The sequence below is a fragment of the Flavobacterium sp. CAN_S2 genome (assembly GCF_015752255.1).
In the GTDB taxonomy this organism is placed as follows: domain Bacteria; phylum Bacteroidota; class Bacteroidia; order Flavobacteriales; family Flavobacteriaceae; genus Flavobacterium.
On the sequence record NZ_JADOVA010000002.1, the window covers coordinates 148,197 to 173,946 of the forward strand.

General features: G+C 33.4%; 23 protein-coding genes. 9 read left to right on the plus strand and 14 right to left on the minus strand.

Annotated features, from left to right (window positions below; genetic code table 11):
- Nucleotides 1-31: 31 nt before the first annotated feature.
- Together IWX80_RS08475 and IWX80_RS08480 are read right to left on the minus strand one after the other, a co-directional pair.
- The gene (locus IWX80_RS08475) at nt 32-433 is read right to left on the minus strand and encodes a response regulator (RefSeq protein WP_196853048.1); all 402 of its coding nucleotides are present in this window, start codon (nt 431-433) and stop codon (nt 32-34) included.
- Nucleotides 423-2,252: a sensor histidine kinase gene (locus tag IWX80_RS08480; protein WP_196853049.1), complete on the minus strand. Its 1,830-nt coding sequence runs from the start codon at nt 2,250-2,252 to the stop codon at nt 423-425. Before IWX80_RS08480 ends, IWX80_RS08475 begins: the two co-directional genes overlap by 11 nt.
- Nucleotides 2,253-2,647: 395 nt before the next feature.
- On the opposite strand from IWX80_RS08480, the gene IWX80_RS08485 reads away from it, so the two are divergent.
- Complete coding sequence (locus tag IWX80_RS08485) at nt 2,648-3,712, plus strand: hypothetical protein (RefSeq protein ID WP_196853050.1); 1,065 nt, start codon at nt 2,648-2,650, stop codon at nt 3,710-3,712.
- 51 nt (nt 3,713-3,763) lie between these two features.
- Nucleotides 3,764-4,639, plus strand: a complete 876-nt coding sequence (locus IWX80_RS08490) for an SdiA-regulated domain-containing protein (RefSeq protein WP_196853051.1) — start codon at nt 3,764-3,766, stop codon at nt 4,637-4,639.
- Here the strand turns inward: IWX80_RS08490 and IWX80_RS08495 are convergent.
- On the minus strand, nt 4,622-8,356 hold the full coding sequence (locus IWX80_RS08495; RefSeq protein ID WP_196853052.1) for a metallophosphoesterase: 3,735 nt from the start codon (nt 8,354-8,356) through the stop codon (nt 4,622-4,624). The two genes, IWX80_RS08490 and IWX80_RS08495, sit on opposite strands and share 18 nt — an antisense overlap.
- A gap of 25 nt (nt 8,357-8,381) precedes the next feature.
- Here IWX80_RS08495 and IWX80_RS08500 point away from each other — a divergent pair, with 25 nt between their 5' ends.
- A complete protein-coding gene (locus IWX80_RS08500) occupies nt 8,382-9,560 on the plus strand; it encodes a Pycsar system effector family protein (protein WP_196853053.1) in 1,179 nt (392 codons plus the stop codon).
- A gap of 2 nt (nt 9,561-9,562) precedes the next feature.
- Here IWX80_RS08500 and IWX80_RS08505 read toward each other — a convergent pair whose 3' ends face one another.
- From IWX80_RS08505 to IWX80_RS08545, 9 genes are all read right to left on the minus strand, one after another.
- Nucleotides 9,563-11,926, minus strand: coding sequence for a GAF domain-containing protein (locus IWX80_RS08505; protein ID WP_196853054.1), 2,364 nt, complete (start codon nt 11,924-11,926; stop codon nt 9,563-9,565).
- Between the two features lie 167 nt (nt 11,927-12,093).
- Nucleotides 12,094-13,152, minus strand: coding sequence for a nucleoid-associated protein (locus IWX80_RS08510; RefSeq protein ID WP_091166825.1), 1,059 nt, complete (start codon nt 13,150-13,152; stop codon nt 12,094-12,096).
- Nucleotides 13,153-13,241: 89 nt separating this feature from the next.
- Nucleotides 13,242-13,781, minus strand: a complete 540-nt coding sequence (locus tag IWX80_RS08515) for an IS1096 element passenger TnpR family protein (RefSeq protein WP_113634318.1) — start codon at nt 13,779-13,781, stop codon at nt 13,242-13,244.
- Between the two features lie 189 nt (nt 13,782-13,970).
- Nucleotides 13,971-14,579, minus strand: a complete 609-nt coding sequence (locus IWX80_RS08520) for an HPP family protein (RefSeq protein WP_196853055.1) — start codon at nt 14,577-14,579, stop codon at nt 13,971-13,973.
- Nucleotides 14,580-14,585: 6 nt separating this feature from the next.
- The gene (locus IWX80_RS08525; RefSeq protein WP_196853056.1) at nt 14,586-15,866 is read right to left on the minus strand and encodes a chloride channel protein; all 1,281 of its coding nucleotides are present in this window, start codon (nt 15,864-15,866) and stop codon (nt 14,586-14,588) included.
- A gap of 128 nt (nt 15,867-15,994) precedes the next feature.
- Nucleotides 15,995-16,384, minus strand: a complete 390-nt coding sequence (gene gloA2 / locus IWX80_RS08530) for an SMU1112c/YaeR family gloxylase I-like metalloprotein (protein ID WP_113634315.1) — start codon at nt 16,382-16,384, stop codon at nt 15,995-15,997.
- 48 nt (nt 16,385-16,432) lie between these two features.
- Nucleotides 16,433-16,828 carry a hypothetical protein gene (locus IWX80_RS08535; RefSeq protein ID WP_196853057.1) on the minus strand — a complete coding sequence of 132 codons (396 nt, stop codon included), beginning with the start codon at nt 16,826-16,828 and terminating at the stop codon, nt 16,433-16,435.
- A gap of 71 nt (nt 16,829-16,899) precedes the next feature.
- Entirely contained in the window at nt 16,900-17,457 is a 558-nt protein-coding gene (locus IWX80_RS08540; RefSeq protein WP_113666183.1) for a sugar O-acetyltransferase, read from the minus strand.
- A 40-nt stretch (nt 17,458-17,497) separates the two neighbouring features.
- Nucleotides 17,498-17,956: a YciI family protein gene (locus tag IWX80_RS08545; RefSeq protein WP_196853058.1), complete on the minus strand. Its 459-nt coding sequence runs from the start codon at nt 17,954-17,956 to the stop codon at nt 17,498-17,500.
- 372 nt (nt 17,957-18,328) lie between these two features.
- Between IWX80_RS08545 and IWX80_RS08550 the strand changes: the two genes are divergently transcribed.
- From IWX80_RS08550 to IWX80_RS08575, 6 genes are all read left to right on the plus strand, one after another.
- The gene (locus IWX80_RS08550; RefSeq protein ID WP_196853059.1) at nt 18,329-20,533 is read left to right on the plus strand and encodes a TonB-dependent receptor; all 2,205 of its coding nucleotides are present in this window, start codon (nt 18,329-18,331) and stop codon (nt 20,531-20,533) included.
- Nucleotides 20,534-20,764: 231 nt separating this feature from the next.
- Nucleotides 20,765-21,385 carry a hypothetical protein gene (locus IWX80_RS08555; RefSeq protein WP_196853060.1) on the plus strand — a complete coding sequence of 207 codons (621 nt, stop codon included), beginning with the start codon at nt 20,765-20,767 and terminating at the stop codon, nt 21,383-21,385.
- Nucleotides 21,386-21,436: 51 nt separating this feature from the next.
- The gene (locus tag IWX80_RS08560) at nt 21,437-22,771 is read left to right on the plus strand and encodes a histidine kinase (protein WP_196853061.1); all 1,335 of its coding nucleotides are present in this window, start codon (nt 21,437-21,439) and stop codon (nt 22,769-22,771) included.
- Nucleotides 22,772-22,815: 44 nt separating this feature from the next.
- Nucleotides 22,816-23,103 (plus strand): 2TM domain-containing protein, encoded by a 288-nt coding sequence (locus tag IWX80_RS08565; RefSeq protein ID WP_196853062.1) that lies wholly within the window; start codon nt 22,816-22,818, stop codon nt 23,101-23,103.
- A gap of 83 nt (nt 23,104-23,186) precedes the next feature.
- A complete protein-coding gene (locus tag IWX80_RS08570) occupies nt 23,187-23,522 on the plus strand; it encodes a 2TM domain-containing protein (protein WP_196853063.1) in 336 nt (111 codons plus the stop codon).
- A gap of 97 nt (nt 23,523-23,619) precedes the next feature.
- Nucleotides 23,620-24,387, plus strand: a complete 768-nt coding sequence (locus tag IWX80_RS08575; protein ID WP_196853064.1) for a LytR/AlgR family response regulator transcription factor — start codon at nt 23,620-23,622, stop codon at nt 24,385-24,387.
- Between the two features lie 107 nt (nt 24,388-24,494).
- On the opposite strand, the gene IWX80_RS08580 is transcribed toward IWX80_RS08575, so the two are convergent.
- A complete protein-coding gene (locus IWX80_RS08580; RefSeq protein WP_091166852.1) occupies nt 24,495-24,677 on the minus strand; it encodes a CsbD family protein in 183 nt (60 codons plus the stop codon).
- 237 nt (nt 24,678-24,914) lie between these two features.
- Nucleotides 24,915-25,688: a CDP-alcohol phosphatidyltransferase family protein gene (locus tag IWX80_RS08585; protein WP_196853065.1), complete on the minus strand. Its 774-nt coding sequence runs from the start codon at nt 25,686-25,688 to the stop codon at nt 24,915-24,917.
- Nucleotides 25,689-25,750 lie beyond the last annotated feature (62 nt).

Here is a 25,750-nt window from a genome sequence, read left to right on the forward strand (position 1 = left end):
AAGAAAGGAATTTGTTACTATTTAATCTGAATTAGTTTATTTCTCCAATTAAGAGGCAGAGCGTATTTAATTTTTCGGCTGTTATAGGTTTCATAATATACTGTTTAACAACGCTATATTTTTTTGCCATCTCAATATCAGCGGGGTCTATAGAAGAAGTCATGATGAAAATAGAGATTTCTTTTTTTAGGGATAATAAAATAAATTCATCTAAAAACTGCCATCCGTCCATGAAAGGCATATTTAAGTCCAGCAAAATAGCATCGGGTAAAAATCCACCTTCAAGGTCATTTTGTTTTAATTTATCAATCGCGTGTTGCGCGTTATAAAAGGATTGGATTTCTTCACAAAACTCATTTTTAGAAATGAGAATGCTCATAAGTTTCACGGTTAATTTATCATCATCAATAATATACGTCAATTTATTTTTCATTTAGATAAATTTTAAAATTAGAACCTTGACCTTCTACACTTTCTACCTCAATTTTGCCATCCATAGCTTCCAGTTGGTTTTTGGTTATAAATAAACCAATCCCTTTTGCATCTTCATTACCGTGGAACGTTTTATACATTCCAAAAAGTTTATGACCGTTTTTTTCTAAATTTAATCCTAGACCATTGTCTCTAAAATTTATTACAATATAATTTTCAACAATTTCAAATCCTATTGTTAAGGTAGCATTTCGTCTTGGTGATTTGTATTTTATGGCATTTGTAAACAAATTTAGTAAAATACTGTCTAAGTATGCGGGAATTGCAGTAACAATTAAATCATCAGGAATGGTGTCAGTAATTTGTATTTTACTTTCTTTTATTGCTAAACGTAATGATTTTTTTGTTTTTTCGATTTCTTGCTTTAAACGAATTTCTTTCTTTTCAATATTTGTTTTTTGTTGAATAGTTATAATTTCGTTTAAATATTCAATAGTTTCTGATAGTTTTTCGGTTCCTTCTTTGAACAGGTCAAAATACGAAAGTTTCTCATGAACATCATCTGTATTTTCAATCACATCAACAACCATAGAAAGGTTGCTGGTATGGGAACGGATGTTATGCGAAACAATGTGTGTGAAATTGTATAATTTGTTGTTTTGACTGCTTGTGACTTCTAAGAGTTTTTTTAGTTCTAACTCTTTTTCAATTCTCGACGTAACATTTCGGCCTACACCAATGAAATTGATAAAGTTATTCTGGCTGTCAAACACTGTCGTAATATTCAACTCAAACCAGTATTTTTCTTTGTTTTTAGTGTAATTGAGTATCGTGATTTTTATGCTTTCTTTATTTTCGATTGCTTTTTTCATCAATAAAGTAGCTTGTTCATCCGTTTCAGGACCTTTGGATAAATAGCCTGGTTTCTGTCCGATGACTTCTTCCATTTCTAAACCCGTGAGATCCAGATATGCTTGGTTCGCCCAAACCGCAACTCCTTTTGCATCAGCAATAACAATTGTATCTGTAGTTTCGGAAGCAGCAAGTGAAAGCAAATTTAATTTGTTTTCAACATTTTTTCTTTCACTGGTATCTCTGATGTAACATACTAGATACGTGATATCTCCCACTTGAAATTTCTTTCCGGAGGCTATCTCGACAGGAATTGATTCTCCCCATTTAGTTTTTATATACGTTTCATTTACGGTATATTGATTCCGGGATAAATTATATCTAAGAAAATATCGTGCTTCCTGTCTGTGTTCCTCTGGAAAAAGTCTGGAATTGTGAAGGCCTTTTAATTCAGAAATTTGATATCCGGTGAGTTCTTCGGATCTCGGATTGCAATCTGTAATAACCCCGTTAGAAGTGTCAATAATGAAAATAGCGTCATTAGCACTGGAAAATATAGACGAAAATTTTTCTACATTTAATTGAAGTTGATTAATTAAATTTTGCTCATTTGTGATATCTTGAAAAGTACCCAATAAATTGGAAGGTTTTCCATCAATAAATTCTACTTGGCAAATGCATTCTACATATTTAATATTGTTTTTTGCCGTCGTTATTTCAAATTTGTCTTCAAATGAAATGCCTTCGCTAATCGCTTTTTCAACAAGCATTGCAATTCGCTCTCTATTTGGACCAGCAGTGTAAAAATTGATTCCACTACCGTAAACAGGCTCAAAATCATCGGAAACTTCCAGAATACATTTTGTAACCATATCCCAGAAAATGTGATTGGTTTCTATATTCATTTTCCAAATACCAATCTTGGCTGATTGCGCAGCCTTGAAATAGAGTTCAAGTTTATCTGTCATTAGTAGGTTTTAAATATTTTAAGGCATAGGGGGCTTCCAAATATAAAACTAATATCTTCGGTGTCGGTTTTTTTAACATAAAAAGACTTCTTTACTGAGTCGAAACTAAAATTCACAGATAACTTCCTAGAGATTAAACAGTACAGACATTTCTGGTTTTTGTGCGAACTTTGAAATTGATTGTTCAACTTAGTTTTTCTGCAGGAAGTAATGTTATTTATATTATTTAATTGATGGAAATTTGAAAGGGTACTCTTTATGGAAGTTTAACTTTCTGTTTTTAAATTTTTGATCTGTTTTTCTTTAAAATCATTCAATTTGAAACGGGTATATATTTAGAAACTATTCCCATTCAGCAGGTTAATTTATTGTAATTTTGTATTAAATTTTTTCCAATGAGTGAGCCAATAATGCTTTTCAAAAAACCATCATATCCTATAAATGATTCCCTTTTGGAGTATTTAGAGCGTTTTGATCGGTTATCTAAAGTTTCAATTTTTTACGATGATTTATTACGCTTTTCAGGGTCTATAACGGTTTATGATAAAAACGATCAGGATACCTTATGGATTAGGGTATATTACAATGAATTTGAAAGAGAAGAAATTGATTTGAATCTAAAAAAAATCTATTCGCTCTTACACTCGGATGGAAATTTGGGGATTATCAAATTCTTAAACGTGGATTCCATTGATTATTGCACTTTTGGGAATTCGAAACCATTCCGAATAAAAGTTAGAAATATTCTCAATGACAATTACACTCATTTTTACATCAAGAAAGCGGATGCTTCCCGTGTTTATGGGCTAGAGCTGGAACACATTCTGTCACCTGATAAAATCAACTTTTTAGTCTACAAAGACACTTTGATTGAAGAACATATTATGGGAATTCCCGGCGATGTGTTTATCAAAACCTTACTGGCTGATTGTACAGAAACCGAGAAATCACAAATAGCCAAAGAATTTGTAAAGTTCAATGAACGCTGCATGATTCGATTATTAGGGGATATGCGTTCCTATAATTATGTGATTGTTCCCACGCATGATTTTGATCACGTCGTTTATAAAATTCGTGCAATCGATTTTGACCAACAGTGTTACGAGGGAAATTTCAAAGTCTATCGCCCGCAGTTTTTTAAAGAAAATTACCCAATGGTAAAATTGGTCAAGGATAAACTTCAGGACAGTTCAATCGAACAATATAAAGATGAGGAACGATCAGTGCTGGCCAAAAGAATTCTTTCTGCAGAAAATAGAATAAACAGGTTGTTAGAGATTATGGGTGAGGATGAACTTGCGCCTGAACCTCATTTGAAACAATTGCAAATGGAATTGTATCGTTATACCAATGATTTAAATTTTAAAAAGGCAAAATCAATGGGGAATATTATGACTGCGGCGTTCGAATTTATCACGAGAAATTTCAAAGGAAATAAGGTATTCAAAAATAGAATTTAAATTATTCTTGTATTTAATGTTCAGTTTAGTATCAATTATCGTTTTAATAATATGAAAAAATATTGCTCTTATGTCGTTGTTTTTGCTCTGTTTGCCTGTCAGCAAGAATCGGAATCCTTGACAACTCTCTATGCGCTGCCGAACAAATTAAAAGAAGTTTCAGGAATAATATACAGTCCTGAAACTGATTTACTTTGGACTTTGGAGGACCGTGGGAATGCCAATGCCATTTATGGATTAGATTCCAATGGCAAAATTGCGAAAATTATTACCATCGAAAACACAGAGAATATCGATTGGGAGGATATTACAAAAGACGCTGAAGGAAACTTATATATTGGTGATTTTGGTAATAATGATAATGAAAGACAGGATTTAAGCATTTATAAAATCGATAAAAACGCTTTAACTTCTAAAGGTACAAATCCGGTTTATAAAGTTTCCTTTGCCTATCCTGAACAGAAAGATTTCCCACCTAAAAAATCTGAAATGTTTTATGATGTAGAAGGTTTTTTTGAATTTAAAAATAATTTCTATCTCTTTACAAAAAACCGAAGTAAAGGATTTGATGGAACCGCATTTTTATATAAAATTCCAAATACGCCCGGTTTTCATCAAGCGGTTTTAATGTGGGAATTCAAAACATGTGACGCGTATAATTCTTGTGCTATTACAAGTGCAACGATTAGCCCTGACGAGACTAAAGTTGCAATTTTAACGCATGATAAACTCTTTTTATTTGAAAATTTTCAAGGGGATAATTTTCTAAAGGGAACAAAAACAATATTAGAATTAGATCATTTTTCCCAAAAAGAAGCGGCTTGCTTCACTGACAATGATCGCTTGTTCATTGCCGATGAAAGAAACAAAAGTCTGGGAGGAAACGTTTACGATGTTTCCATAAAAATGTTAAAATCCAAATCCTAACCCAAAAGCAATTCGGGCTTCTTCGCCGACACTTTTAAAATAAGTCAGACGTGCCGTCAATGCATTCAGACCGTTAAGCCATAATCCGCCACCAAAAGATTGGTGCCATTTCTCTGAACTTTCGCCTTTCAGCCAAACTCTACCATAATCAAAACCTCCTAAAACTCCGAAAGACATCGGGATAATACTTCTTTTTATTTTGCCTAAATTCCAGCGTACGTCGCTACTTTGATAAAAAGATTTGTTTCCTAAAAAACGTTCGTTTCTAAATCCTCTTAAATCATAGTCACCGCCTAAAGTGGCACCTTGGTAAAAGTCAAAATTATCATTCAACACCATTTTTCCCCTCAGGATGGTGGCCAAAACTAACTTTCCGTTAGCATCAATTTTATGGTTAAAATTTAATTTACTTTCTATGGCAGGGAAATTTCTTTTGGTATCATCCAAATTCATTTTCCACGTACCAGCAATAGAAAATCCCATTCCCATCGTTGGAAAGGAAGGAACATCGTAATTTTCAAAACTGTATTTTAAGGTTGCTCCTGCAAATTGTTGGTAATCAAAAACAGCGGGACTTATATCTCCAGAAATGTCTACAAATCGATTCATGGTTTGTTCCACAGTGATTCTTTCAAAACTGGTTTGAAACTGGATGGCGCTACCGTATTTGCCAACTCGTTTTATGGTTGGCATCACTTTCAACATTTTGATACGAACGCGATTAAAATCCATTCCAAAAGTATCATCAGCATTTACCGTCTCATTTCCATAACCAAAATAATTGATGGTAAAATTTGGACTGGTAAATCGACTTTCAAAATCTAAATTCCATTTGCCAAATAATTTTGGAAAATTAGCATTGTAAATCAGTTCATATCCTTTGGTGGCAAAGAAATAATTGGCTTTAAAACTGTGTTTTTGTGTGTATGGATTTTGTTTAAAGTCATTGACAACATAACCACTTACAATTCCTAATTTGATACCGTCATCAGGATTAAAACCAATATTTGGAAGTGCTGAAAAGAAATTATATTTTGGTTTTTTATAATCGTACAAACTCGTTTCATAGTCATCAGATAACAAAACTTTACTTTTAGAATCTAGATTATAGGTATTGTTTTTTGATTTAAAATCATGGATTTTTATTTTTCTTCCGTTTTCAACTAGATACGAATCTTCGTTTTGTCCTCCAATTAGTCGTATTTTTATTCCCGAGTTTGATGCGCCATTTACTTCAAAAATGTCATCATCGTCTAACCCGTAAATCCATATTTTCTTTGTTTTTTTAGCGGTGAAATTTTTAGTGTATTGCAATTCGTCTGTTCCGTTTTTTACACGATACACTTGTATTTCAAGTTTATTTTTTTCTTTGTTCTGAATTATGAATTTATCTTTTTTATCTGTCCCAACAATTAATACGGTGTGTTGCAATACTGAATAATATGTTGAAGCAGATTGATGCAATTCATTTCTTCTCAGTTTGAGTTTACGTTTGATGTCCTTGATTGTCTCGTCCTGAACTTCATTTGGTAAATTTCTAAAAGCACCATCAATATCCGCATCTGAAAGGTTTTCCTGAATGTATTTTGCTTGTTTGATCCACTCATTTTCATCTGCATTTTTTATAAAGGCAAGATCTAACGGGTATGGTTCACGGTTCATCAATTTGACATTAGATATTTTCTCATTAAAAGGTTTCATGTGTCTTAATGCAACGTTTTTCATTAAAACAAACAGCAAAGTACCGTCATACTTTGTAAAGGCTTGATCTCGGTCACGCGGAATGGGTTTGTAAATAATTTTATTTCCTTCCTTATATTCGCCCCAGCGCCATTGATCTTCATGTCTGTCCCAATCTCCTATGAGCATGTCAAACAATCTAGCTTTGATGTAGGCACTTTTATCAACAGAAAATTTTTCGTCCTTGTGAAGGTTCTTCATTACGTCTTCCGTACTTATAATGGCTAGAGGATTGCCAAAACTTTTCACGTTTATCTGGCTGTCCGTTGGTCGTTCTTCAACAAGGTACAATTCGTCACCAAAATTAGCATTGAAATTTTTCAAAGCTTTGTGTTTTGGAATATAGTACAGTTTCGGATTAGTATGTGCCACACCAATTTTTGCGGCTAAATTCCCCACAGCAAAAGGAGTGTAAGGATGCGCGGTTGTATAAAAATCAGATAACAAATCGTCAGCATACGTGTTCTCAAATTCGTCTTGAATATATTGGTTTTTGAATGCCACTGCTTGCAGGAAACGCGTGGTACTTTTTTTCATGGCACGCATCACATATTCCTTGCCGTTTTTATCCGTGAGTTGTAATGAATTTGACTGATGGCCGCCACCGGAACGTTTGGGTTGCAGTCCACCAAAAAGGGTGTCAATAGTAGTTGTTGCTGCGGCTATTGGCAGGCTGTAATATTTTCGGTAATGGTTCCCAAAGAAGAATCTGTAAAATCCTGATTTCTTGGTTTGTTTGTTCGTATAAATGCTTGAAGTAGTCGTTTTTGGAAATGTAGCAGGAAAAACTTTGCTGTTATAATCGTCTTTTTCATCCAAGACCAATTGCTCGTAAATAAGTTTTTCTTTGTTATCTTCCTTACCAAAAAAAGAAACTTTTGCGGCTCCATTTTCATAAACAGCCAGTGTTGCATATCCATTTCGACCATAAGAAAAGTCATTAGGAAAAATTGCTTTTGCAGCTTCTGATTTGGAACCCGCGCCACTTATAATTTGTTTGATATTGTCTTTTTCAATGTATTGCAAATTGTGGTCATGACCTGAAACTACAATAACATTATCCTGATTTTGCAATAATGTTTTTACTCTTTTTATAAAAAGGGTGTATTGCTTGTTTTGAATGTCTTGCGGACTTACGCCGGAGGTTTTTCGTAAAAAATTAGCAACAGATCCTAAAATCGGAAGTGGAATTTTTTGTTCCAATGGGAAAAGTTGTTTCTCTACTGAAAATTGTCCTCCATGAGATCCATTACTCATCAATGGATGATGCAGCGCTAGAACGACTGTTTTTTCTTGATTTTTAATTAGAAGATTCTCAAACTCGACAAAAAAAGCTTCCCGGGTTTTTATGGTGCAATCATCGTTTATAGTTGGACTGTTATCCCAATCTTCCAGAAACCATTGGCTGTCAATAGTGATTAAAACCAGATTTTTATTAATTTCTAAATCATCAATACCGCAGCTTTTTCTAGGAAGGAATGACTTTTTATCGTTGAGGTATTCGGTTACAAATTTAGCCTGACGTTCTAATCCTTTTATGCCGCTGTACCAATCATGATTTCCAGGAATGAAAATAGTTTGGCCTTTGAAATTTTTTGATAATTTCAGTTGATTTGTCAGCTTACTTTCGGCAATAATGCGTTCGTTCGTAAGTTCAGTATTAGGCAATCCTTTTGGATAAATATTATCTCCAAGAAATAAAAGAGTCGTATTTTCTGTTGCTTTTTTTAATCTATTTTCCAGATCTGCGAGTGTTTGTTTTGCTGTTATTTCATTGGTATTTCCGGCATCGCCAATTAAATAAAAAGTATGCGCAATTTTTGAACTGTCTGCTGCGTTCAGAGTAACTGGATTTTTAATGTTTTGTCCAAATTGTGCATGATGAGTTGCACATGATTGCATCATTAATCCCGATAAGAATAATATAAAACCTGCTTTATTGAATGTAATAAAACAATTATCAGAAAATAATTTCATAATTTAGTAGTATAAAAATATGTCCATGAATCTAGTAGAACAGGCCAAAGACTTTGTTGAAAAATTGTTCAAAGATAAACTTTCTTCCTCATATACCTATCATAATCTAAAGCACACAACTGATGTAGTTTCCGCTGTTAATAAGCTCGTTAATTCTCAAAATATAGTGTCATCTGATAAAGAAATCTTGCTCGTTGCTGCATGGTTTCATGATACAGGATACATCAACGGTTGCTGCAATCATGAAGAAAGTAGCGCTGCAATAGCGGCAAACTTCTTAACAGAAAATAAACAATCGGCGGATTATATAGCGAAAGTGGCTGATTTAATTCGTTCTACAACGTATGGATATCTGCCAAAAACTGCTCTTGAAAAAATAATTAAGGATGCGGATTACTACCATCTTTCCACTGATGAATATGCATCAAGCTGTAACGCATTGCGAATAGAGTGGGAGAATTTAAACCAAAAAACATATTCTGATGCCGATTGGGTAGCTGAAAACATCGATTTTTTATCGAACAGACATCAATATTATACTGATTTTGCTTTGGAAAATTGGCAAGCATTAAAGGAGAAAAATATAAAAAGGTTGCAGAAAAAAAGAAACAAAATGGAATTGAATACCAATAAAGAATTAGACAAGGAATTAAAAAAACGCGAAAAGGAGGAAAAGCCTGATCGTGCTATTGATACTTTGTTTCGGGTAACGTTGAACAATCACACCAGTTTAAGCGGTATTGCTGATAGTAAAGCTAACATCTTACTTTCTGTAAATGCTATCATAATCTCTATTGCGCTTTCTACTTTGATCCCAAAATTAGACAGCCCAAGGAATGCGCACCTGATGATTCCTACTTTTATCATGTTGATGTCCAGTGTGATTACTATTGTTTTTGCAATACTTTCAACACGACCAAAAGTGACTAAAGGGATTTTTACCCGTCAAGATATCGAAGATAAAAAAGTGAATTTACTTTTTTTTGGAAATTTTTATAAAATGGATTTGGCAGAATACCAATGGGCCATGAATGAAATGATGAAAGACAAGGAATACCTGTATAATTCAATGATTAAAGATTTGTATTTTTTAGGAGTGGTTCTCGAAAAAAAGTATCGTTTATTACGAATTGCTTATAATTTTTTTATGATTGGAATTGTTTTATCTGTAATTGCTTTTGTAATTGCTTTTAAAATGGTGTAAGCCTAATTTAACTCATCTAACAAATCTTGGTACGAAAAGCTTTTTTGAGTTTCGTCTGAATTTTTATTGCTGACTTTTACACGAATGGCTCTAAGTCCTGAAACTCCCTGTAATTCCTCCACTTCAAATTGTTCTACATTAGGTTCCAAAACATTTTTGAATTGTAAAAACTTGATATAATTCAAATATTCGGTTTCCTCATTATTGTGTGAATAAACAATCGTGATTTTTTCTTTTTCGGTAATTCGTTCTTTGGTTCCTTTAATATTTGCTTTGTCAATTCGCTTTTTTACCACTTCATAACGGGCATTGTACGTCCCATCCACATCAAAACGTTTTTCATCCATTCTGAATCGGATGGAAATGGGCGAACTAAAAACTAAAATTAATGAAGTTACATCGAGTTCATATGGTAAGGAATATTTCAATTGGTGATGTTCCAATTCCATTTCGCATAAGGTTTGCAACTGCCACAACCTTAAATTATGAAGGTACATGGTGTCAAAAGCTTTTGATGGAGCAATCGAAGATCCAATATAAAGATTGTGTTCTACACCATCCGTTTTGAAACGTTCGTAATAATGAGGATAAATATTTTGCGCTTCGGCTTGTTTTTTATCAAGAATAGACGCTAATTTTTTATTGATAATCGACATGGCATTATCGAACTTCTTTCTGGAGTGATAAAACATTCCTGATTTTTCATCCAGACTCTCAAAATAATTTTTTTCTAAAGTTTCTCCGGCAGAATCCGTTTTAGTATTTCTTAAAATAGGATGGATTTCATTTTCAATATAAAGCTGAATTTGTTGTTCCGTATCTGCTTTCAAAGGGAATTCCAGTTGTTTTAGAAGAGATTGCAGTTCGAACTTTCGTTGTTCCAATAAAACTAAATTCGTCTTTGTTTTTTGATTGTCAAAGATTTGGATAAGCGCATTCAACTGGTTTTTTAAATCCTCCTTTACGGTTTCATTTCGGTGATTAGACGAACCTTTAATATCAATTTGTCCATACAAAGGATAAACTTCTTTGAAAACAATTTCTTTAAAAATGTAATCTCGGGTCTGCGTTTGAAAATATTTCTGTGCCTCTTTACGAAATTTCCAATATACACTGGGGTGAATTGCCGTATATTCTCTTTGGATTATTGCCTCAATTTGGTTTTGCATATCCGTATTGTATCGTTCCACCGTATCAATCAAATAAGGTAAGATTAAGTCCAACTTACTGGCATTAATGCTGTTCAGTTCTCTCGGACTAGCCGAAACAAGCTCAACTACTCCAAGAAGTATTCCGTTTTTTATAATAGGGGCAAAAATACAACTGTGGATGTTTTGTCTTAATAAATGATTACCAAATATTTGGTTTCCGGGTTTGCGAGCAAATTTTTCTACATTAGAAATGGATATGGCTTTTTTGTTTTCCAGTAAATTTTCAAAAGAACAACCTAATAGTGCGTTTTTACAAGGTACTTCTTCTTCAGTTGAAAGAATAAAGCTGCTCAGGCTCTTGTCATTCAACGTTGGTTTTACAAATTTATCTTCCTCTGCATTGTAAACAATGACGCCAACTCTTAAATCAGCTATTTTAAAAATAGAACGAAAAATGGATTCGAAATTTTCCTGTAGCGCTATTTGTTCTCTTTCCGGTTTCAAGAGATTACTTTTTAACTTGGAAATAGAACTTTCGGTGGTTGCATCAAACAGAATTGCAATTCCAAAACCTTTTAAAATCCAGCTCTCAACTGGAAATTTCTCTTTCCACAAATCAAGGTCATCATAATTATCCATTAACATATCGATGTCGTCTTGCGATAATTTTGGTGATTTATCAGTGGCAATTATTTCTAAAAAATCAGCATTGTACAAAATACGGTACTGATTCATGATTCCTTTTTTGTTGGGAATATCGTAAAATAAAGGTTTGTTGAAATCAATTTTTTGACCATAAAATTCATTCAAAATAAGCGTACAACTCATCACGTAGAATTGATGTTCATCAAAGTCCCGAATCGCTATGTCAAATGAAACACCTGCTTCATTTACTATTTTTTTGAAGCGCTCTGTATAATTAAAAGTAAAATTCTGAAACGGAATTGTTACTGCTTTGATTTCATTGTTCGTTAAAGCGGTCGGGAATAAATCCGCTAATAAATATTGGATTAAAGTTTCCTTTTCTTGGAGTAAATCCAAATTTTCAATCCCTGTTCTAAATTCGGGAAAAGGTTCAATTTCTTTCAGTAATGCTTTGGCATAGTTCGCTCGATAATCTACATTGGTAATCGCAATTTCTTCCAAAGCTTCTATTAGCTTATGGAATGAAATCATAGTTTTGAACGGACTTTCTTTAAAAAAAATTTGAGCCATTTTCTTTTATTTTTGGAAAAGCAAATTTACAAATAAACCAAATTTGAGAAGTTGATTTTTGCGTTTATTTCGAAAAAAAAATCTCCAACTACTTTCGTAATTGAAGATTGATATTTATAAGTAGCGTTTTTTAAACTGCTACTGCAGACGGAACTAATTGCTAGCTACTAACTTTTCTCTTCTTTATTGAAATAAACTAAGTAATAATACATTTGTTTTTCCTCGTCCCAGCCTTTTTCCACATATTTTTCGGCACTTTCAGGGTTGATGAAATCCATTTTGATTTGAATGTGCGTATCTAAATTAATGACGTTTTTGATTGATTTTCTGGCATCAGAAACGGCGGCATTAGCAATAGGAAAAGTGGTTACATCTTCAATGCTGTACTTTTCTCCTTTGTCCATTTTGTAGTTTTTAAACTCTGGAATAAGGTCTGGATTATCTAATACTTCATTTAAAAATTCTGTCTCTTCAAATTCATCGTTTTTGGCAAAATAGTTTACCGAACGGTTCATAAACATCACTTCTTCTTTCTTGTCCTCGGCAGGGAAAACGACATCTTTCGCAAAGTTCTGACAGAATTTAAGGTATTTTTTAGTGATAAAGTTTTCGTCCTCAAAAGCATCCACAGATAAGAAATGCTCCAACCAATATCTGGCATCATAACGGTTGCTGTCAACCGTTAGGATTTTGTATCCTTCTTCTTTTTTGTAATTAAAGATAATACAACCTTTGTCTAGCTTATTCAAACTGACACCTTGTTGTAAAATCATTTCTAAGTGTGTTGCTTTTTCTTCAAACTGCAAAAAATCCGCTTGAATCTCACTTTTGAAAATTCCTATAGCATCCACCACATTATTATCAATGCTCACGTTCGTTAAATACGTTACGTAAACTTCACCATTCTTAATGTGAGGATGATTGGACTGTTCAAATAAGTGCGTAGTAATTTTTTTAGAAACATCATGAATCGTACTTGGATTATCAAAAACTTCCGTTGCAAATTTGAACATATCATTATAGTCCAAATCAATTTCATGTGCAAACTGAAAATAGTTTTCTTCTTTCTCTCTAAAAGGTTTAAAGAAAAATTCTTTCATCAAAGGCACAATCTCATCATTCAGATTAAATGGTTGCTCCGATAAAAAAATGGCTTCGTTTCTACTTTTATTTCCCACTCTGTGAATGGATAAGTTTTCGATGTGTGTGTTATATAAGTTGATCATATTTTATGTTTTTTAGATAAAAGAACCAAGATGAAAGACAGCAAAAAAGGTCTTTTATCTTGGCTCTTGATACTTAATCGTCTCAGTTTTTAATTCCAGTTCTCCTCAAATCCATAATCTTCAAAACTATCGTCGCCCTCAAACATGTCCAGATCATCTTCGTCTAAACCATCTTCAAATTCGGCGTTATAATCATCGGCATTGTCAGATTCAAAGTTTTTTTCCATTGCTTCATCCGGCATTTCTCCATGAGAAAAAATAGTTTCAGGATATAAATTTCCAACAACTTGATCTTCTACCGCAGCTAGCTCTACAAGGAATGTCCACATATTTATGAAATCATAGACGTATAAAATTTTGGTGTTTTGCTTGTCTAAAATATCGGATAATTGGTAATCGCTCATGATTTTTTGTTCGCCAGGAACATCACCGGTATCAAAAAGTGAAATTTCTTCTTCTTGGTTCCAAGTTTCATCACAAGTATAAAAAGAAGCCACTTCCATTCCGTCAAAACCGAAGGAATTGAAAATTGCATTGTGCAAATCTTCTAAGGTATCGTCTTCAAGTATTGCAATGTCTCTAAAAACATCTTCTTCCGCGTCTAGAATCACTCTAAATTTATAAACCATAATCTTTGTTTTTATGAAAGGTCAAAGGTAAAATATAATTTTAGATTTAGATTTCAGATTTTCGATTTGTTGATAATATTTTTGCGTATGCGTAAACAAGGAATCCATCAATATCGAAATATTTTCGAAGAAAAGGAAAAAAGTAAATCTTGTTTTAGAACTAAATATTTACCTCCGAAATTAAAGTTTTTAGTCGTTTGGTTTAATTTTAAAAACACTTGCGACTCTTTTTCGGAACTGATGGTATTTTTTATGAGTTGGATATTGTCTATTTGATGTCATGTTATTAAAAACTAAAGCTACGGCCAGCAAAATAAGAACACCGGTTAAAACAGGAGAAAATACATACCAGTAGCCTAGATTTTTAATTTCGTTTGAACCAGTTACCGCTATCAGTGCCGTTGCGCCGCCGGGCGGGTGCAACGTTTTAGTCATTTGCATAAAAACAATTGACAGGGAAACAGCAAGTGGAGCGGTTAACCAAACGATATCCGGAACGAATTTATATACTGTAACGCCTATGATTGCAGAAATTAAGTGCCCTCCAATAAGATTTCTAGGCTGTGCCAATGGACTTTGGATGACACCATAAACCAATACGCTGGATGCTCCAAAGGAACCGATTAAATAAACCACATCAGATTCTGGAAGTGTTTGAGATTGTAAAAAAGCGATTAATCCTATGCCTATAAAAGAACCGAGAAAAGCCCAGAAATGTTCTTTGAAATCAACTAAAGTTTCTTTGTACAGAATGTACTTCGTTTTGCGGTAACTCCTTTTTATTTTTTGAACTGCCATCGATAATTATTTTGCTAAACTTGTAGAATAGGAATATACGGTGAAAGGATAAATCATTTTAGCCGTATATTTTGAAATCAAACAAACCACCAAAATTGGAAGAAACAACGTATAATCATTGGTTAAACCACAAACAAGAAATAGTGCTGTGAAAGGCGCATGAATACTGGCACTCAAAACGGCTGCCATTCCTATTATGATGAAGTTTAGCGGAATTACATCGGCATTGAAATACGTGTTGAGAATCAATGCAAGTAATAATCCTAAAAAAGCACCAATAAATAAGCTTGGAGCAAAAACGCCGCCATCTCCTCCAGAAGCTAAAGTGGCTGATGTTACGATGGGTTTCAAAACTAAAATCCCAATAAAAGTAAGTACCATTGAAAGTGAAAGTACCATTCCATTTGGGTTAATAAAAATAGTTTTGATGGCATGATATCCTTCGCCATAAAGCTGTGGAAATACAAAAAGAGAAACGCTTAAAATCACAGATCCGAAGATTATTTTGAAATAAGGCACTTTTATTTTCGAAAATTGTTCTTTGAAAAATAACACACAACGGGTTAAATAAACCGAATTTATTCCTGCAATAATTCCAAGCAGTACAAAGTAGGGAATAGCTCTTAAATGCCAAATCATATTATGTACTGCAAATAAAGGTTTTTCGTCCAACAAATAAATGAGTCCAAAAGCGATTGAAACTGCTATCAAGTTTGTTAATACAAATGCCCGAGTTACTTTTCTGGAGATTACTTCAAGTGAAAATAAAACTCCGGCAATTGGGCTACTGAATAATGCGGTTATTCCTGCCGCTACTCCCGCACAAATTAACTCGGTTTTGTATTGTCGGAACACATTTTGTTTCCTTTGCGCAACGGAACCAATCGTTGCCGAAGCGACAACTGTCGAAACTTCGATTCCAGTAGAGCCACCAAAAACGACTGTCAATAAGCCGTTGATAAAATGAGAAGGAATTTTATAACTGGGTAAATTCTTTGAATTGGAATTAGTGCTTTCAAAAACTTCTTTTATGCCTTTGTTTTCCTTTTTCTTGAATACATATTCCCGAAGAAAATAAATAATTGACAATCCAAAAACTGGAAAAAAAACAAAGAATATTGGATTTACAATCGTTTGATGAAAAAATATTTCTTCGTAATATTCCGTAGTGTTTTTTAAAATAACACCTAAAAAAGCCGATAGAAAACCAATTAATATGGATACAATAACTAGTTTTTGAACTTTAATGATGCGATAATTTTTTTTAATTTGTGTGGTATTGTTCATTTGAAAAATTAATTATCTGAGTATTACAAAATTAAAGAAACAAAATCGGAATCGAATTGAAAAAAGGGTTGGACTATTTTCTTTTACGATTTAGATATTATTTTTACTTTTTTATAAACAAAAATGCCTTATTTTTCATAAAATTCAACCGGTAAGTTATCTGGATCTGCGATAAAGAAGAAGCTTTTCTGAGTAAATTCATCAATACGAATTGCTTCTGCAGTTATATTTTTATTCACTAAATAATCTCTTGTTTTTTGAATGTCATTCACTTCAAAAGCTAAATGACGCATACCAGCCGCTTCAGGCGTGGAAGGACGTTTTGGCGGGTTTGGAAATGAGAATAATTCAATCACATATTCTCCGTTAAGTGCTAAGTCAAGTTTGTATGATTGTCTTTCTTGACGGTAAATTTCCTGTATTATTGTTAATCCTAGAACGCTTGTGTAGAACGTTTTTGATTTTTGATAATCAGAACAAATAATGGCAATGTGGTGAATCTTATTGAGTTGTAGCATTTGTATTTTAATTAAGAAAGCCTAATCGGTTGATTAGGCTTTAGTTTTTTATTTTTTTGCGTCAGAACAAAGTCCCACAATTTCATGGAAAGTGTCGTGTAAATCAGTAATTGATTTCACAATTGCGGTATCAGTTCCATTAGACTTTACTAATTTATGCAATGCTTTGCTTTTTAGTTGTAATCGTTCCGCTGAAGCTAAAATAGCGTCAGTTCTAAATTCTGTTGGAATATCTGATTTTAATAACATCGCTGCTTTGTTCATCATTTCTTCCGAACGTGCTTTTATTGGAGCCAAATTCCCTTCTTCTGCAGGATGGAAAGTTTGCGACATTACTTCGTGAAATTCTTTTATGGCAGGCCATTTATCAAAAGTGGATTGTGCCGAAACAGAGTTTGCGACAACAATAAATGCCAAGACTAGAAATGTTTTAAGATGTTTCATTATGATTTGTTTAAGTTGTTATAACAAAGATAGGAAAATTTAGTTTTGAGAAATTGTAATTCCAATATTCATTATTCGTTCAATTTCCGAATCACTTTTGCCGGATTTCCTACTGCCAAAGAATTATCAGGAATATCTTTTGTAACCACTGAACCTGCGCCAATAACACAACCATTTCCAATGGTAATACCTGGACAAATAACGGAATTTCCACCAATCCAGCAATCATCGCCGATGGTTATAGGCAATGCATTTTCTAGTGTTTTTCTCAGTTCAGCATCCAGCGGATGAGTAGCGGTGTACAATTGAACGCCCGGAGCAAAAAAGACATTGGAACCAATTGTGACTTTGGCGCAGTCCAAAACGACACAGTTTACATTGAAATAAACATTTTCTCCACAACTGATATTGTAGCCGTAATCGCAAAAAAATGGAGGTTCAATATAAAGATTTACTCCTGCATTAGGAATCAATTCTTTCAGTATTTCTCTCGCTTTTTTGGTAACTCGATATTCAGTAACGTTTAATCGGTGGAGTAAATTTTTAGATTTTCGTCTGTCTTTTACTAAAACAGGATCGCCTGCCAAATAATATTCTCCGGCAATCATTTTTTCTTTTTCGGTTATCATAATTTATAAATTTGAGCAAAACAAATTGCTTTATATGCTGTTACATTTTAGTTTTGGCAATTTTAGAATGAATTTTCAGTGTTTCTTGCAAAGCAGCACTTCCATACCAAAGCGTTAATTCTGCTTCCAAAAGTTTCGATTGTACCGCTGGATCTGTCTCCACAAATGTTTTGGCTTCTTCGATGCTGCTGGCATTAAAAATATAAATACCTCGATAATTTTTATCATTTTTCATAAATGGACCTGCCACAACCAGCTTTCCTTCCACTGCCAATTTACTGATATTAGCCATATGTCCTTCAAATAATTTTTGAGTTTCTTCTTTAGTCGCGGTTGTATTAGTTCCTGTTTTTAATAAACAAAAAACATATTTTTTCATACCATATTCATCTGCATTCAGAGATTTTGCCAGTTTTTCATCAAATGTGGGTGTGTTTTCCTGAGAGAATATTGTTGTGCTAAAGCAAAGTAATACAAGTAAAAAGATTGATTTTTTCATTTTTTCAAAATTTGAATGTACACAAATTTAAGGTTTTTCATTATATGTTAATAAAATTATCATTAACAATACCAATTAAATAGAAAACAAACGGTTTTACAAAATCAGCCACAGATTCACAGATTAAAATCATATTATTGGCAATAAATAGCACCTTATTTATTACCTGTTTTTTTAATTATTTCAATTTCAAAAAGGGATTCAAATTATAAATCAGTGAATCAGTGGCAGAAAAAAACACTAATTATGTTTTGTAGCAAGTCATAAAATTTATTGATTAAACAACTCATCCTATAATTTCAACAGTTCAGTATTAACTTTTTCTGGTTCTGATTTTTGCGATAGATATTTGCTTCATCAAAATCAAACATCATGAAACCATCATTTACTCAACAACCCAATCATTTTCAGAAAAGTCTTAAATCGATTTTCACTTTTGCAATTCTACTATTCAGCCTGACTATTTTTTCACAAAATACAATTTCAGGGAAAGTGGTGGATGAGAAAGGGAAACCGGTTTCTGGCGCTAATGTTTTTATCGAAGGCACTTATGATGGCGCCTCAACTACTGAAACTGGTGATTTTAGTTTTACGACTACTGTAAAAGGGAATCAAACTTTGGTAGTGAGTTTCTTGATTTATGAAACTTCAAGAACAGTGATTGATGTGGCTAATTTCCAAAATAAAACCATCAAATTACGAGAAAGTGTTACATCGCTCGATGCGGTTGTTATTACGGCCGGAACATTAGAAGCAGGTGACAAAGCCAGAGTTTCAGTTTTGAAACCATTAGACATTGTAACTACTGCGGGTTCAGCGGGAAATATTATTGCGGCTTTGCAAACGTTGCCGGGAACACAAACGGTAGGTGAGGACGGAAGATTGTTTGTTCGTGGTGGCGAGGCCAATGAAACACAAACATTTGTAGATGGAATTCGGGTGGCGCAACCGTATGGCGCAACCACAAATAATTTGCCAACACGAGGTAGGTTTTCTCCTTTTCTGTTCAGCGGAATTTCTTTTTCTACAGGAGGATATTCAGCTGAATATGGCGAAGCGTTATCCAGTGTTTTATTGTTGAATACACAAGATGACCCGGACCAAAATAAAACCGAAATATCATTAATGACTGTTGGTTTAGGTATTGGGAATACTCAAAAATGGGCAAAAAGTTCGTTGAGCGTCAATGCGAATTATATCAATTTAGCGCCTTATCAAGCAGCAATTCCTCAAAACGTGGATTGGAACAGTCCTTTTCAATCGTTGTCCGGAGAAACGGTGTATCGTTATAACTTCAATAATGGGATTTTGAAAGTATACGCTGCTTTTGACTCTTCAAAATTTGATATTAATCAGGAAAGCATCAATTCAGCGGAGAAAATCAGAGTGGATTTAAACAACAATAATTTCTATTTGAATTCGTCTTACAATGGCGTTTTTGGGAACAATTGGCAAATTACTTCTGGATTGAGTTATGGCTACAGCAACAACAAAATAAATTTAGATTCGGATAAAGTGTCGAATGATGAAAATGCAGCTCATTTGAAATTAAAATTAAGAAAAAGCTTTTCAGAAAGAGTGAAACTTTCCTTTGGAGCAGATTATTTTGTGACCCAATTCAACGAAGATTTCAACGAAAATTTAGGTTCGGTTTTCACCAATGGGTACGATGCGAACATTGCAGCTATTTATACCGAAGCTGATATTTTCTTCTCTAAAAAATGGGCTGCCAAAGTAGGGGTAAGGGCTTCGAATAATGATTTTCTTGACGAAACCGCTATTTCACCCCGAATTTCATTTGCGTATAAAATGGCTAAAAACAGTCAGCTTTCATTCGCTTATGGCGATTTTACTCAAACCCCAAGTGCGGAATACATCAAATATTCCAACAACAATCAATTTGAAAGCGAAAAGGCATCACATTACATTTTGAATTTTCAATACAATAAAAACGGAAAAACGTTTCGTGCTGAAACCTATTATAAAGACTATCGCGATTTAGTGAAATTCGACACCCAAATGGCAGCTTATAATTCGGTTTTTGATAATTCCGGTTCGGGTTATGCGAAAGGTCTGGATTTGTTCTGGAGAGACGGAAAATCAATCAAAAACTTAGAATATTGGGTTTCCTATTCGTATATCGATACGGAGAGAGATTATAAAAATTTCAGTTCTCAAGTCACACCAAGTTTTGTTGCGGATCACAGTTTGTCAATCGTTACAAAATACTGGATAAATGACTGGAAATCACAAATAGGCTTCACGAATTCCTACAGTTCCGGGCGTCCCTACAACAATCCAAACGAAACAAAATTCATGAATGGTAAAACAAAATCGTACAACAGTTTGAGTTTCAATTGGGCGTATTTATTGAGTCAACAAAAGATTTTATATTTCTCAGTCTCCAATGTTTTAGGTTCTCAGAATGTATTTGGATACGAATACGCCAATAATCCAGACAATGCGGGCTTTTACAACAGAAAAGAAATCATTCCTACAGCTGATCGTTTTTTCTTTGTAGGATTCTTTTGGACCATCAGCAATGATAAAAAAGATAATCAGTTGAGGAATTTATAAAGGTTCAAAGGCCCAAAGGTTCAAAGAGGCAAAGAAAGTTGTTTAGGTACGAGAGCAACTTTAACTCTGGTTCTTTGAACCTTTGCAACTAATAAAAAACAATTCATCCATCAAATTCTACAGTTCAGTATTTATAAATTTTAAACCAATAGAAACCGATATACTTTTGAAGTATAAATTAATTAGAAAGTTTCAATCATCAAAAAAATAACCATTTAAAACCAAGAAATCATGACAAAAGTTATCACCACAATCGTATTTTTTATCTGTAGTTTAGTATCTGCTCAAGGGCAATTTGAGCAAGGAATGGGAAAAGCGTTCCAGTTATGGGGCGAAGGAAAAAACACCGAAGCTTCGGATTTATTCGAAAGAATTGCCGCTGCGGAAAAAACAAGTTGGTTGCCTAATTATTACGTGGCATTAGTAAATACGACAACTGCTTTTAGAACTAAGGATAAAGATCAAATGACTTTATTACTTTCGAAAGCACAAAAATCATTGGATATAGAAATGGATAAAAATCCAAATAATGCCGAATTATTGGTGATGCAAGCGATGATTCATACTGCTTGGATTGCTTTTGACCCAATGACAAACGGACAAAAATTATCCGGAACGGTGATGGAATTGTATGGAAAAGCACAGGCAATTGCTCCGGAAAATCCAAGAGTTATTTTTGGTAAGGCCGAATTTGAAATTGGTGGAGCGCAATTTTGGGGAACCGATACCAAACCAATGTGTGGCCAAATTGAAAAAGCTATTGGACTTTTTGCTACTTTTAGACCGGAAACACCTTTTTCTCCAAAGTGGGGATTGGACAGAGCTTTAGCAGCACAGAAAAATTGTAAGTAAGAGAAAAAAACTTTTTCTTGATTGTAGCATCGGAATAAAAAGCAAATTAAAATGAATATACTATACAAACAACTTCAAAAAGTAATAAAACTAACCCTGATTATATTTATTGTAATTGAAGTGATTAATGTCATTATGGGTAGTGAAATTCATTTTGACAAAAGGCTTTTGGTTCATTTTTTCTTTACAGCATTGTACACTTTTTCACTTTATGGAGCTAATGCTTTGCTTTTTGTAAAATTGGACACTTTTTTTGTAGATCGATTTTCAATAAAAAGATTGGTAATGGGTTTTATAGGTTCTTTTGTAGTATCATTAACAGTTATTTTTTTACTGCATATTTTCGAAGAAGTTGTCTACAATAAAAATACCTTTGATTACTTCTTAGCCAATGAAAAACCTTCCAATTATCTAGCTTCGATAATCATTACTTTTTTTGTTACGTTGTCAGTACATGCAATTACTTTCTACAAAGCATACAACGAAAATAAAGTTAAAGAACAAAAAATCATCGCAGGAACGGCAAATGCGAAGTTTGAAAGCTTAAAAAATCAAATTGATCCTCATTTTCTTTTCAACAGTTTGAATGTACTGAGTTCCTTGATTGAAGAAAATCCGGAAAATGCACAACGATTTACGACTTCGTTATCTAAGATTTACCGTTATGTTTTGGAACAAAAAGATAAAGAACTGGTTTCGGTAGATGAGGAACTGGCTTTCGCCAAAACGTATATGAATTTATTAAAAATGCGTTTTGAAAACAGCTTATTTTATGAATTGCCAACAACTACAATTTCGGCTGAAGCCAAAGTAGTACCGCTTTCTTTACAGCTTTTATTGGAAAATACGGTGAAGCATAATGTGGTTAGTGAACAAAGACCATTGCACATAAGGATTTATGTGGAAGGCGATTATCTGGCAGTTCAAAACGATTATCAAAAGAAAGAAGTTTTGCAGGAGCGTCAAGGTGTTGGTTTGCAAAACATAATCAACAGATATGGAATCATTACCAACAGGAAAGTTTTGATTGCCCAAAATGAAGAAACATTTACGGTTAAAATACCGATTCTAACAAAACAAATTTTAGTTATGGAAACAACTTCAAATTATAACGAAAATAGTGCGTATTACAACGCCAAAAAACGAGTGGAAGAACTCAAAGGATTTTACGCAAACTTGATTTCTTATTGTTGTGTAATTCCATTTTTAATCTTCATCAATTTAACTTTTTCGCCCCATTTTCAATGGTTTTGGTTTTCTGCAGCTGGATGGGGATTTGGATTAACGATGCATGCTTTCAAGGTTTTTGGGTACAGTTCCAATTGGGAACAAAGAAAAATTCAGGAAATTTTGCGCAAAGATGAGCATAAACAAACTTGGAAATAAGAATCAGAGGCATTTTAAACGTAGAAAAATTTAAATAAAAAATCATGGAAAATACATATCAAAATGAAGAGCGCTATTTTGAAGCGAAAAAACAAGTGGAAGAAATTAAAGGGTTTTACGGGAACTTGACCGCTTATATTGTCTTTAATATTGCTTTGCTAATCATAAATCTAGTAACATCTCCGGAGCATTTATGGTTTTTTTGGCCAATGTTAGGATGGGGAATTGGAGTGATTTTTCATGGTATGAAAGTCTTTAACTATATGCCGTTTTTTGGCAAAGATTGGGAAGAACAAAAAATCAAGGAGTTTATGGAAAAAGAAAATGGATGAAAAGATACTTGGACGTAATGCCTAATTTGTTCAATGTAATTGAATCGCTTTTTAAATAGTAAATGTCACTTAATAACATCAAAATGAAAAGAAATTATAATTTTGGGTTTGGAGAATTTCAGCCAGAAGATAAGTACGCTGCCGCCCAACGGGAAGTAAAGCGATTGAAAGGTTTTTATACGCATTTAATAGTGTACATAGCCGTAAATATATTAATTATGTTTATCAATATTAGAGATTTGGATCCAGGAGAAAGCTATTTCAAATTAGAGAATTTCTTCACGTCATTCTTTTGGGGAATAGGAATAGTGGCGCACGGATTTTCTGTTTTCTTGCCCAATTGGATTTTTGGGAGAAACTGGGAAGAGAAAAAAATAAAGGAGTTGATGGAGAAAGAAAAAAGTGAAAAATGGGAGTAAGGATAAATGTTCATCCCGAAGCTTCGGAATCAGTTTTTTTGTTATTCGGTAAAACCGCTAACTTCCATTCTCTATTTTCTAACCTCTAACTTAAAAAATGAAAACAATAATAATTGAAGACGAAAAACCAGCTGCCAGATTACTGCAAAGAAAACTGGAGAAATTAAATATTCAAGTAGGAGTGATGCTGCATTCCGTGGAAGAAGCACTAGATTGGTTTTCTAAAAATGAACATCCGGATTTGATTTTTCTGGACATTCAGTTGTCGGATGGGTTGTCCTTTGAAATTTTTGAAAAAGTTGAAATTAAGAGCGCCGTAATTTTCACGACTGCTTATGATGAATATGCGCTTCGGGCTTTTAAATTAAATAGTATCGATTATCTTTTGAAACCCATTGATGAAGATGATCTCGAAATTGCTGTTGCAAAATTCAAGTCTCTTTTGCCAAAACAGGAATTGCAAACACAAAGTCTTGGAATTGATTTTGAGCAAATCAAAAGGATGTTGACCAATCCGTTTGAGAAAAACTATAAAAAACGATTTACTGTAAAAATAGGCCAACATTTGAAAGTGATTTCGATTGATGAAATCGAATGTTTTTTTAGCGAAAATAAAGGAACCTACATCCATACTTTTGACAATAGGAATTATTTAATCGAATGTACGTTGGAACTTTTAGAGCAGGAATTAGATCCCGCAGATTTCTTTCGAATCAGCAGAAAATTTATAATTCCGCTGAAAGCAATCAAAGAAATTGTCGTGTACAGCAATTCTCGTTTGAAAGTTATTTTGCCCTCTTTCAAGGAAGAAGATGTGATTGTAAGTAGAGAAAAAGTATCTGATTTTAAGACGTGGATTGGGTAGTTTTAAAACAAAAAAAAACTGTTTCAAATGTGACTCAAAAAATCCTAAAATGAAATTTTTTGACTCTAACAATTGAAACAGTTTTAAGTACCTTTAGGATTTAAAAATTAATCAAATAATGATTTAATTTCTTTTTGTGTCTTGCCTAATTTTTGTTGTAATTTACCCCACATTTCATCTTCTTTTCCTTCTTCGTATAGTAAATCATCATCCGTCAAATCGGCAAATTTCTGTTTAAGTTTTCCTTTCAACTCATTCCAGTTTCCTTCAATCTCTTTTGAATTTGGCATAATATCTAAGTTTTAAATTACTATTTGTTCTTTACAAATTTGGTGATTTTAAGCTGTTTGATTGTTATACAATTCTGTGAATCTGTTGTATAATTCCTGTAGATGGGATTGTCTAATATGTATTGAGGGGATTTATTAAATCGAAATAGATATTAAATCATAACTACAAGTGTTCGATGATAATATAATGGTAATCTGTTATTTGTATTTTGGATATAGATATTCTCTATGATGAATTTACACCTTAAAAAACGTCTTTCGAATGCCAATTAGTACAAAAATCAATACAGTGAAGAGAATGAAAAAAGGGATGATATAATTGATTAGACCTGCTGGTAACATTACTGCTATAATCAATAACTGAAAGCCTAAACCGTAAATAGAAACCAAAGTCATAAACCAGTTAGGGAAGGTTTTTACTTTGTATGCATCTTTATCGAGAAAGTGAATTATCTTGTCAAACGTTCCATAAACGATGGTGTAAATGCGAAACAAAATATCGACCGATTTTTGCGTTTCTCCTGGTAAAGCTCTGGGTGATTTGTACTCAAAAATTTTACTAGTTGTATCTCCGCCAACGGACTTATTTCGTAAAATCACATAGTAATAATTGTATAAAGTTCCTTGTAATTGAATACCAATAAAGGCCAAAATAGTTAGCCAAAATGATGTTTTTGAGACATAACAAATCGTCATTAAAAACAGAAAATTCAGGATGATATCAAAGACGCTGTCCAAGTATCTTCCGGTGTACGAAGGAGTGTTTTTTAAGCGAGCCAGTTCGCCATCGGCAGCGTCAATTCCGGATTTTAGTAAGATGAAAAAACCAGCTAAAAAGTACGATTTATCTAAAATATAGTAAATGGCTATCAGACCGGAAACGCCAAAAAGCAACGTAACATGTATAGGTGTAAAACGGGTATTTTTTAATTGATTGGCGAGAAATTTTCCGAAAGTTCTTCCATAATCTGATAAATCTAAAAATTTATCTTGAGCGGCAAGTTTAGACATTTACGTTAATAAGCAAAGAAATGTGACAATATAGTCAGGCAATATTGGTATTGAATTATAAT

Bases quoted from the DNA above. Each gene is read 5' to 3' on its own strand.
- IWX80_RS08520 (WP_196853055.1), bottom strand. From the start codon at position 14,579: ATGGCAGTTCAAAAAATAAAAAGGAGTTACCGCAAAACGAAGTACATT.
- IWX80_RS08480 (WP_196853049.1), bottom strand. From the start codon at position 2,252: ATGACAGATAAACTTGAACTCTATTTCAAGGCTGCGCAATCAGCCAAG.
- IWX80_RS08485 (WP_196853050.1), top strand. From the start codon at position 2,648: ATGAGTGAGCCAATAATGCTTTTCAAAAAACCATCATATCCTATAAAT.
- IWX80_RS08490 (WP_196853051.1), top strand. From the start codon at position 3,764: ATGAAAAAATATTGCTCTTATGTCGTTGTTTTTGCTCTGTTTGCCTGT.
- IWX80_RS08535 (WP_196853057.1), bottom strand. From the start codon at position 16,828: ATGAAACATCTTAAAACATTTCTAGTCTTGGCATTTATTGTTGTCGCA.
- IWX80_RS08540 (WP_113666183.1), bottom strand. From the start codon at position 17,457: ATGATAACCGAAAAAGAAAAAATGATTGCCGGAGAATATTATTTGGCA.
- IWX80_RS08515 (WP_113634318.1), bottom strand. From the start codon at position 13,781: ATGGTTTATAAATTTAGAGTGATTCTAGACGCGGAAGAAGATGTTTTT.
- IWX80_RS08570 (WP_196853063.1), top strand. From the start codon at position 23,187: ATGAAAAGAAATTATAATTTTGGGTTTGGAGAATTTCAGCCAGAAGAT.
- IWX80_RS08475 (WP_196853048.1), bottom strand. From the start codon at position 433: ATGAAAAATAAATTGACGTATATTATTGATGATGATAAATTAACCGTG.
- gloA2 (WP_113634315.1), bottom strand. From the start codon at position 16,384: ATGCTACAACTCAATAAGATTCACCACATTGCCATTATTTGTTCTGAT.
- IWX80_RS08575 (WP_196853064.1), top strand. From the start codon at position 23,620: ATGAAAACAATAATAATTGAAGACGAAAAACCAGCTGCCAGATTACTG.
- IWX80_RS08580 (WP_091166852.1), bottom strand. From the start codon at position 24,677: ATGCCAAATTCAAAAGAGATTGAAGGAAACTGGAATGAGTTGAAAGGA.
- IWX80_RS08495 (WP_196853052.1), bottom strand. From the start codon at position 8,356: ATGAAATTATTTTCTGATAATTGTTTTATTACATTCAATAAAGCAGGT.
- IWX80_RS08550 (WP_196853059.1), top strand. From the start codon at position 18,329: ATGAAACCATCATTTACTCAACAACCCAATCATTTTCAGAAAAGTCTT.
- IWX80_RS08505 (WP_196853054.1), bottom strand. From the start codon at position 11,926: ATGGCTCAAATTTTTTTTAAAGAAAGTCCGTTCAAAACTATGATTTCA.
- IWX80_RS08510 (WP_091166825.1), bottom strand. From the start codon at position 13,152: ATGATCAACTTATATAACACACACATCGAAAACTTATCCATTCACAGA.
- IWX80_RS08500 (WP_196853053.1), top strand. From the start codon at position 8,382: ATGAATCTAGTAGAACAGGCCAAAGACTTTGTTGAAAAATTGTTCAAA.
- IWX80_RS08565 (WP_196853062.1), top strand. From the start codon at position 22,816: ATGGAAAATACATATCAAAATGAAGAGCGCTATTTTGAAGCGAAAAAA.
- IWX80_RS08525 (WP_196853056.1), bottom strand. From the start codon at position 15,866: ATGAACAATACCACACAAATTAAAAAAAATTATCGCATCATTAAAGTT.
- IWX80_RS08585 (WP_196853065.1), bottom strand. From the start codon at position 25,688: ATGTCTAAACTTGCCGCTCAAGATAAATTTTTAGATTTATCAGATTAT.
- IWX80_RS08545 (WP_196853058.1), bottom strand. From the start codon at position 17,956: ATGAAAAAATCAATCTTTTTACTTGTATTACTTTGCTTTAGCACAACA.
- IWX80_RS08560 (WP_196853061.1), top strand. From the start codon at position 21,437: ATGAATATACTATACAAACAACTTCAAAAAGTAATAAAACTAACCCTG.
- IWX80_RS08555 (WP_196853060.1), top strand. From the start codon at position 20,765: ATGACAAAAGTTATCACCACAATCGTATTTTTTATCTGTAGTTTAGTA.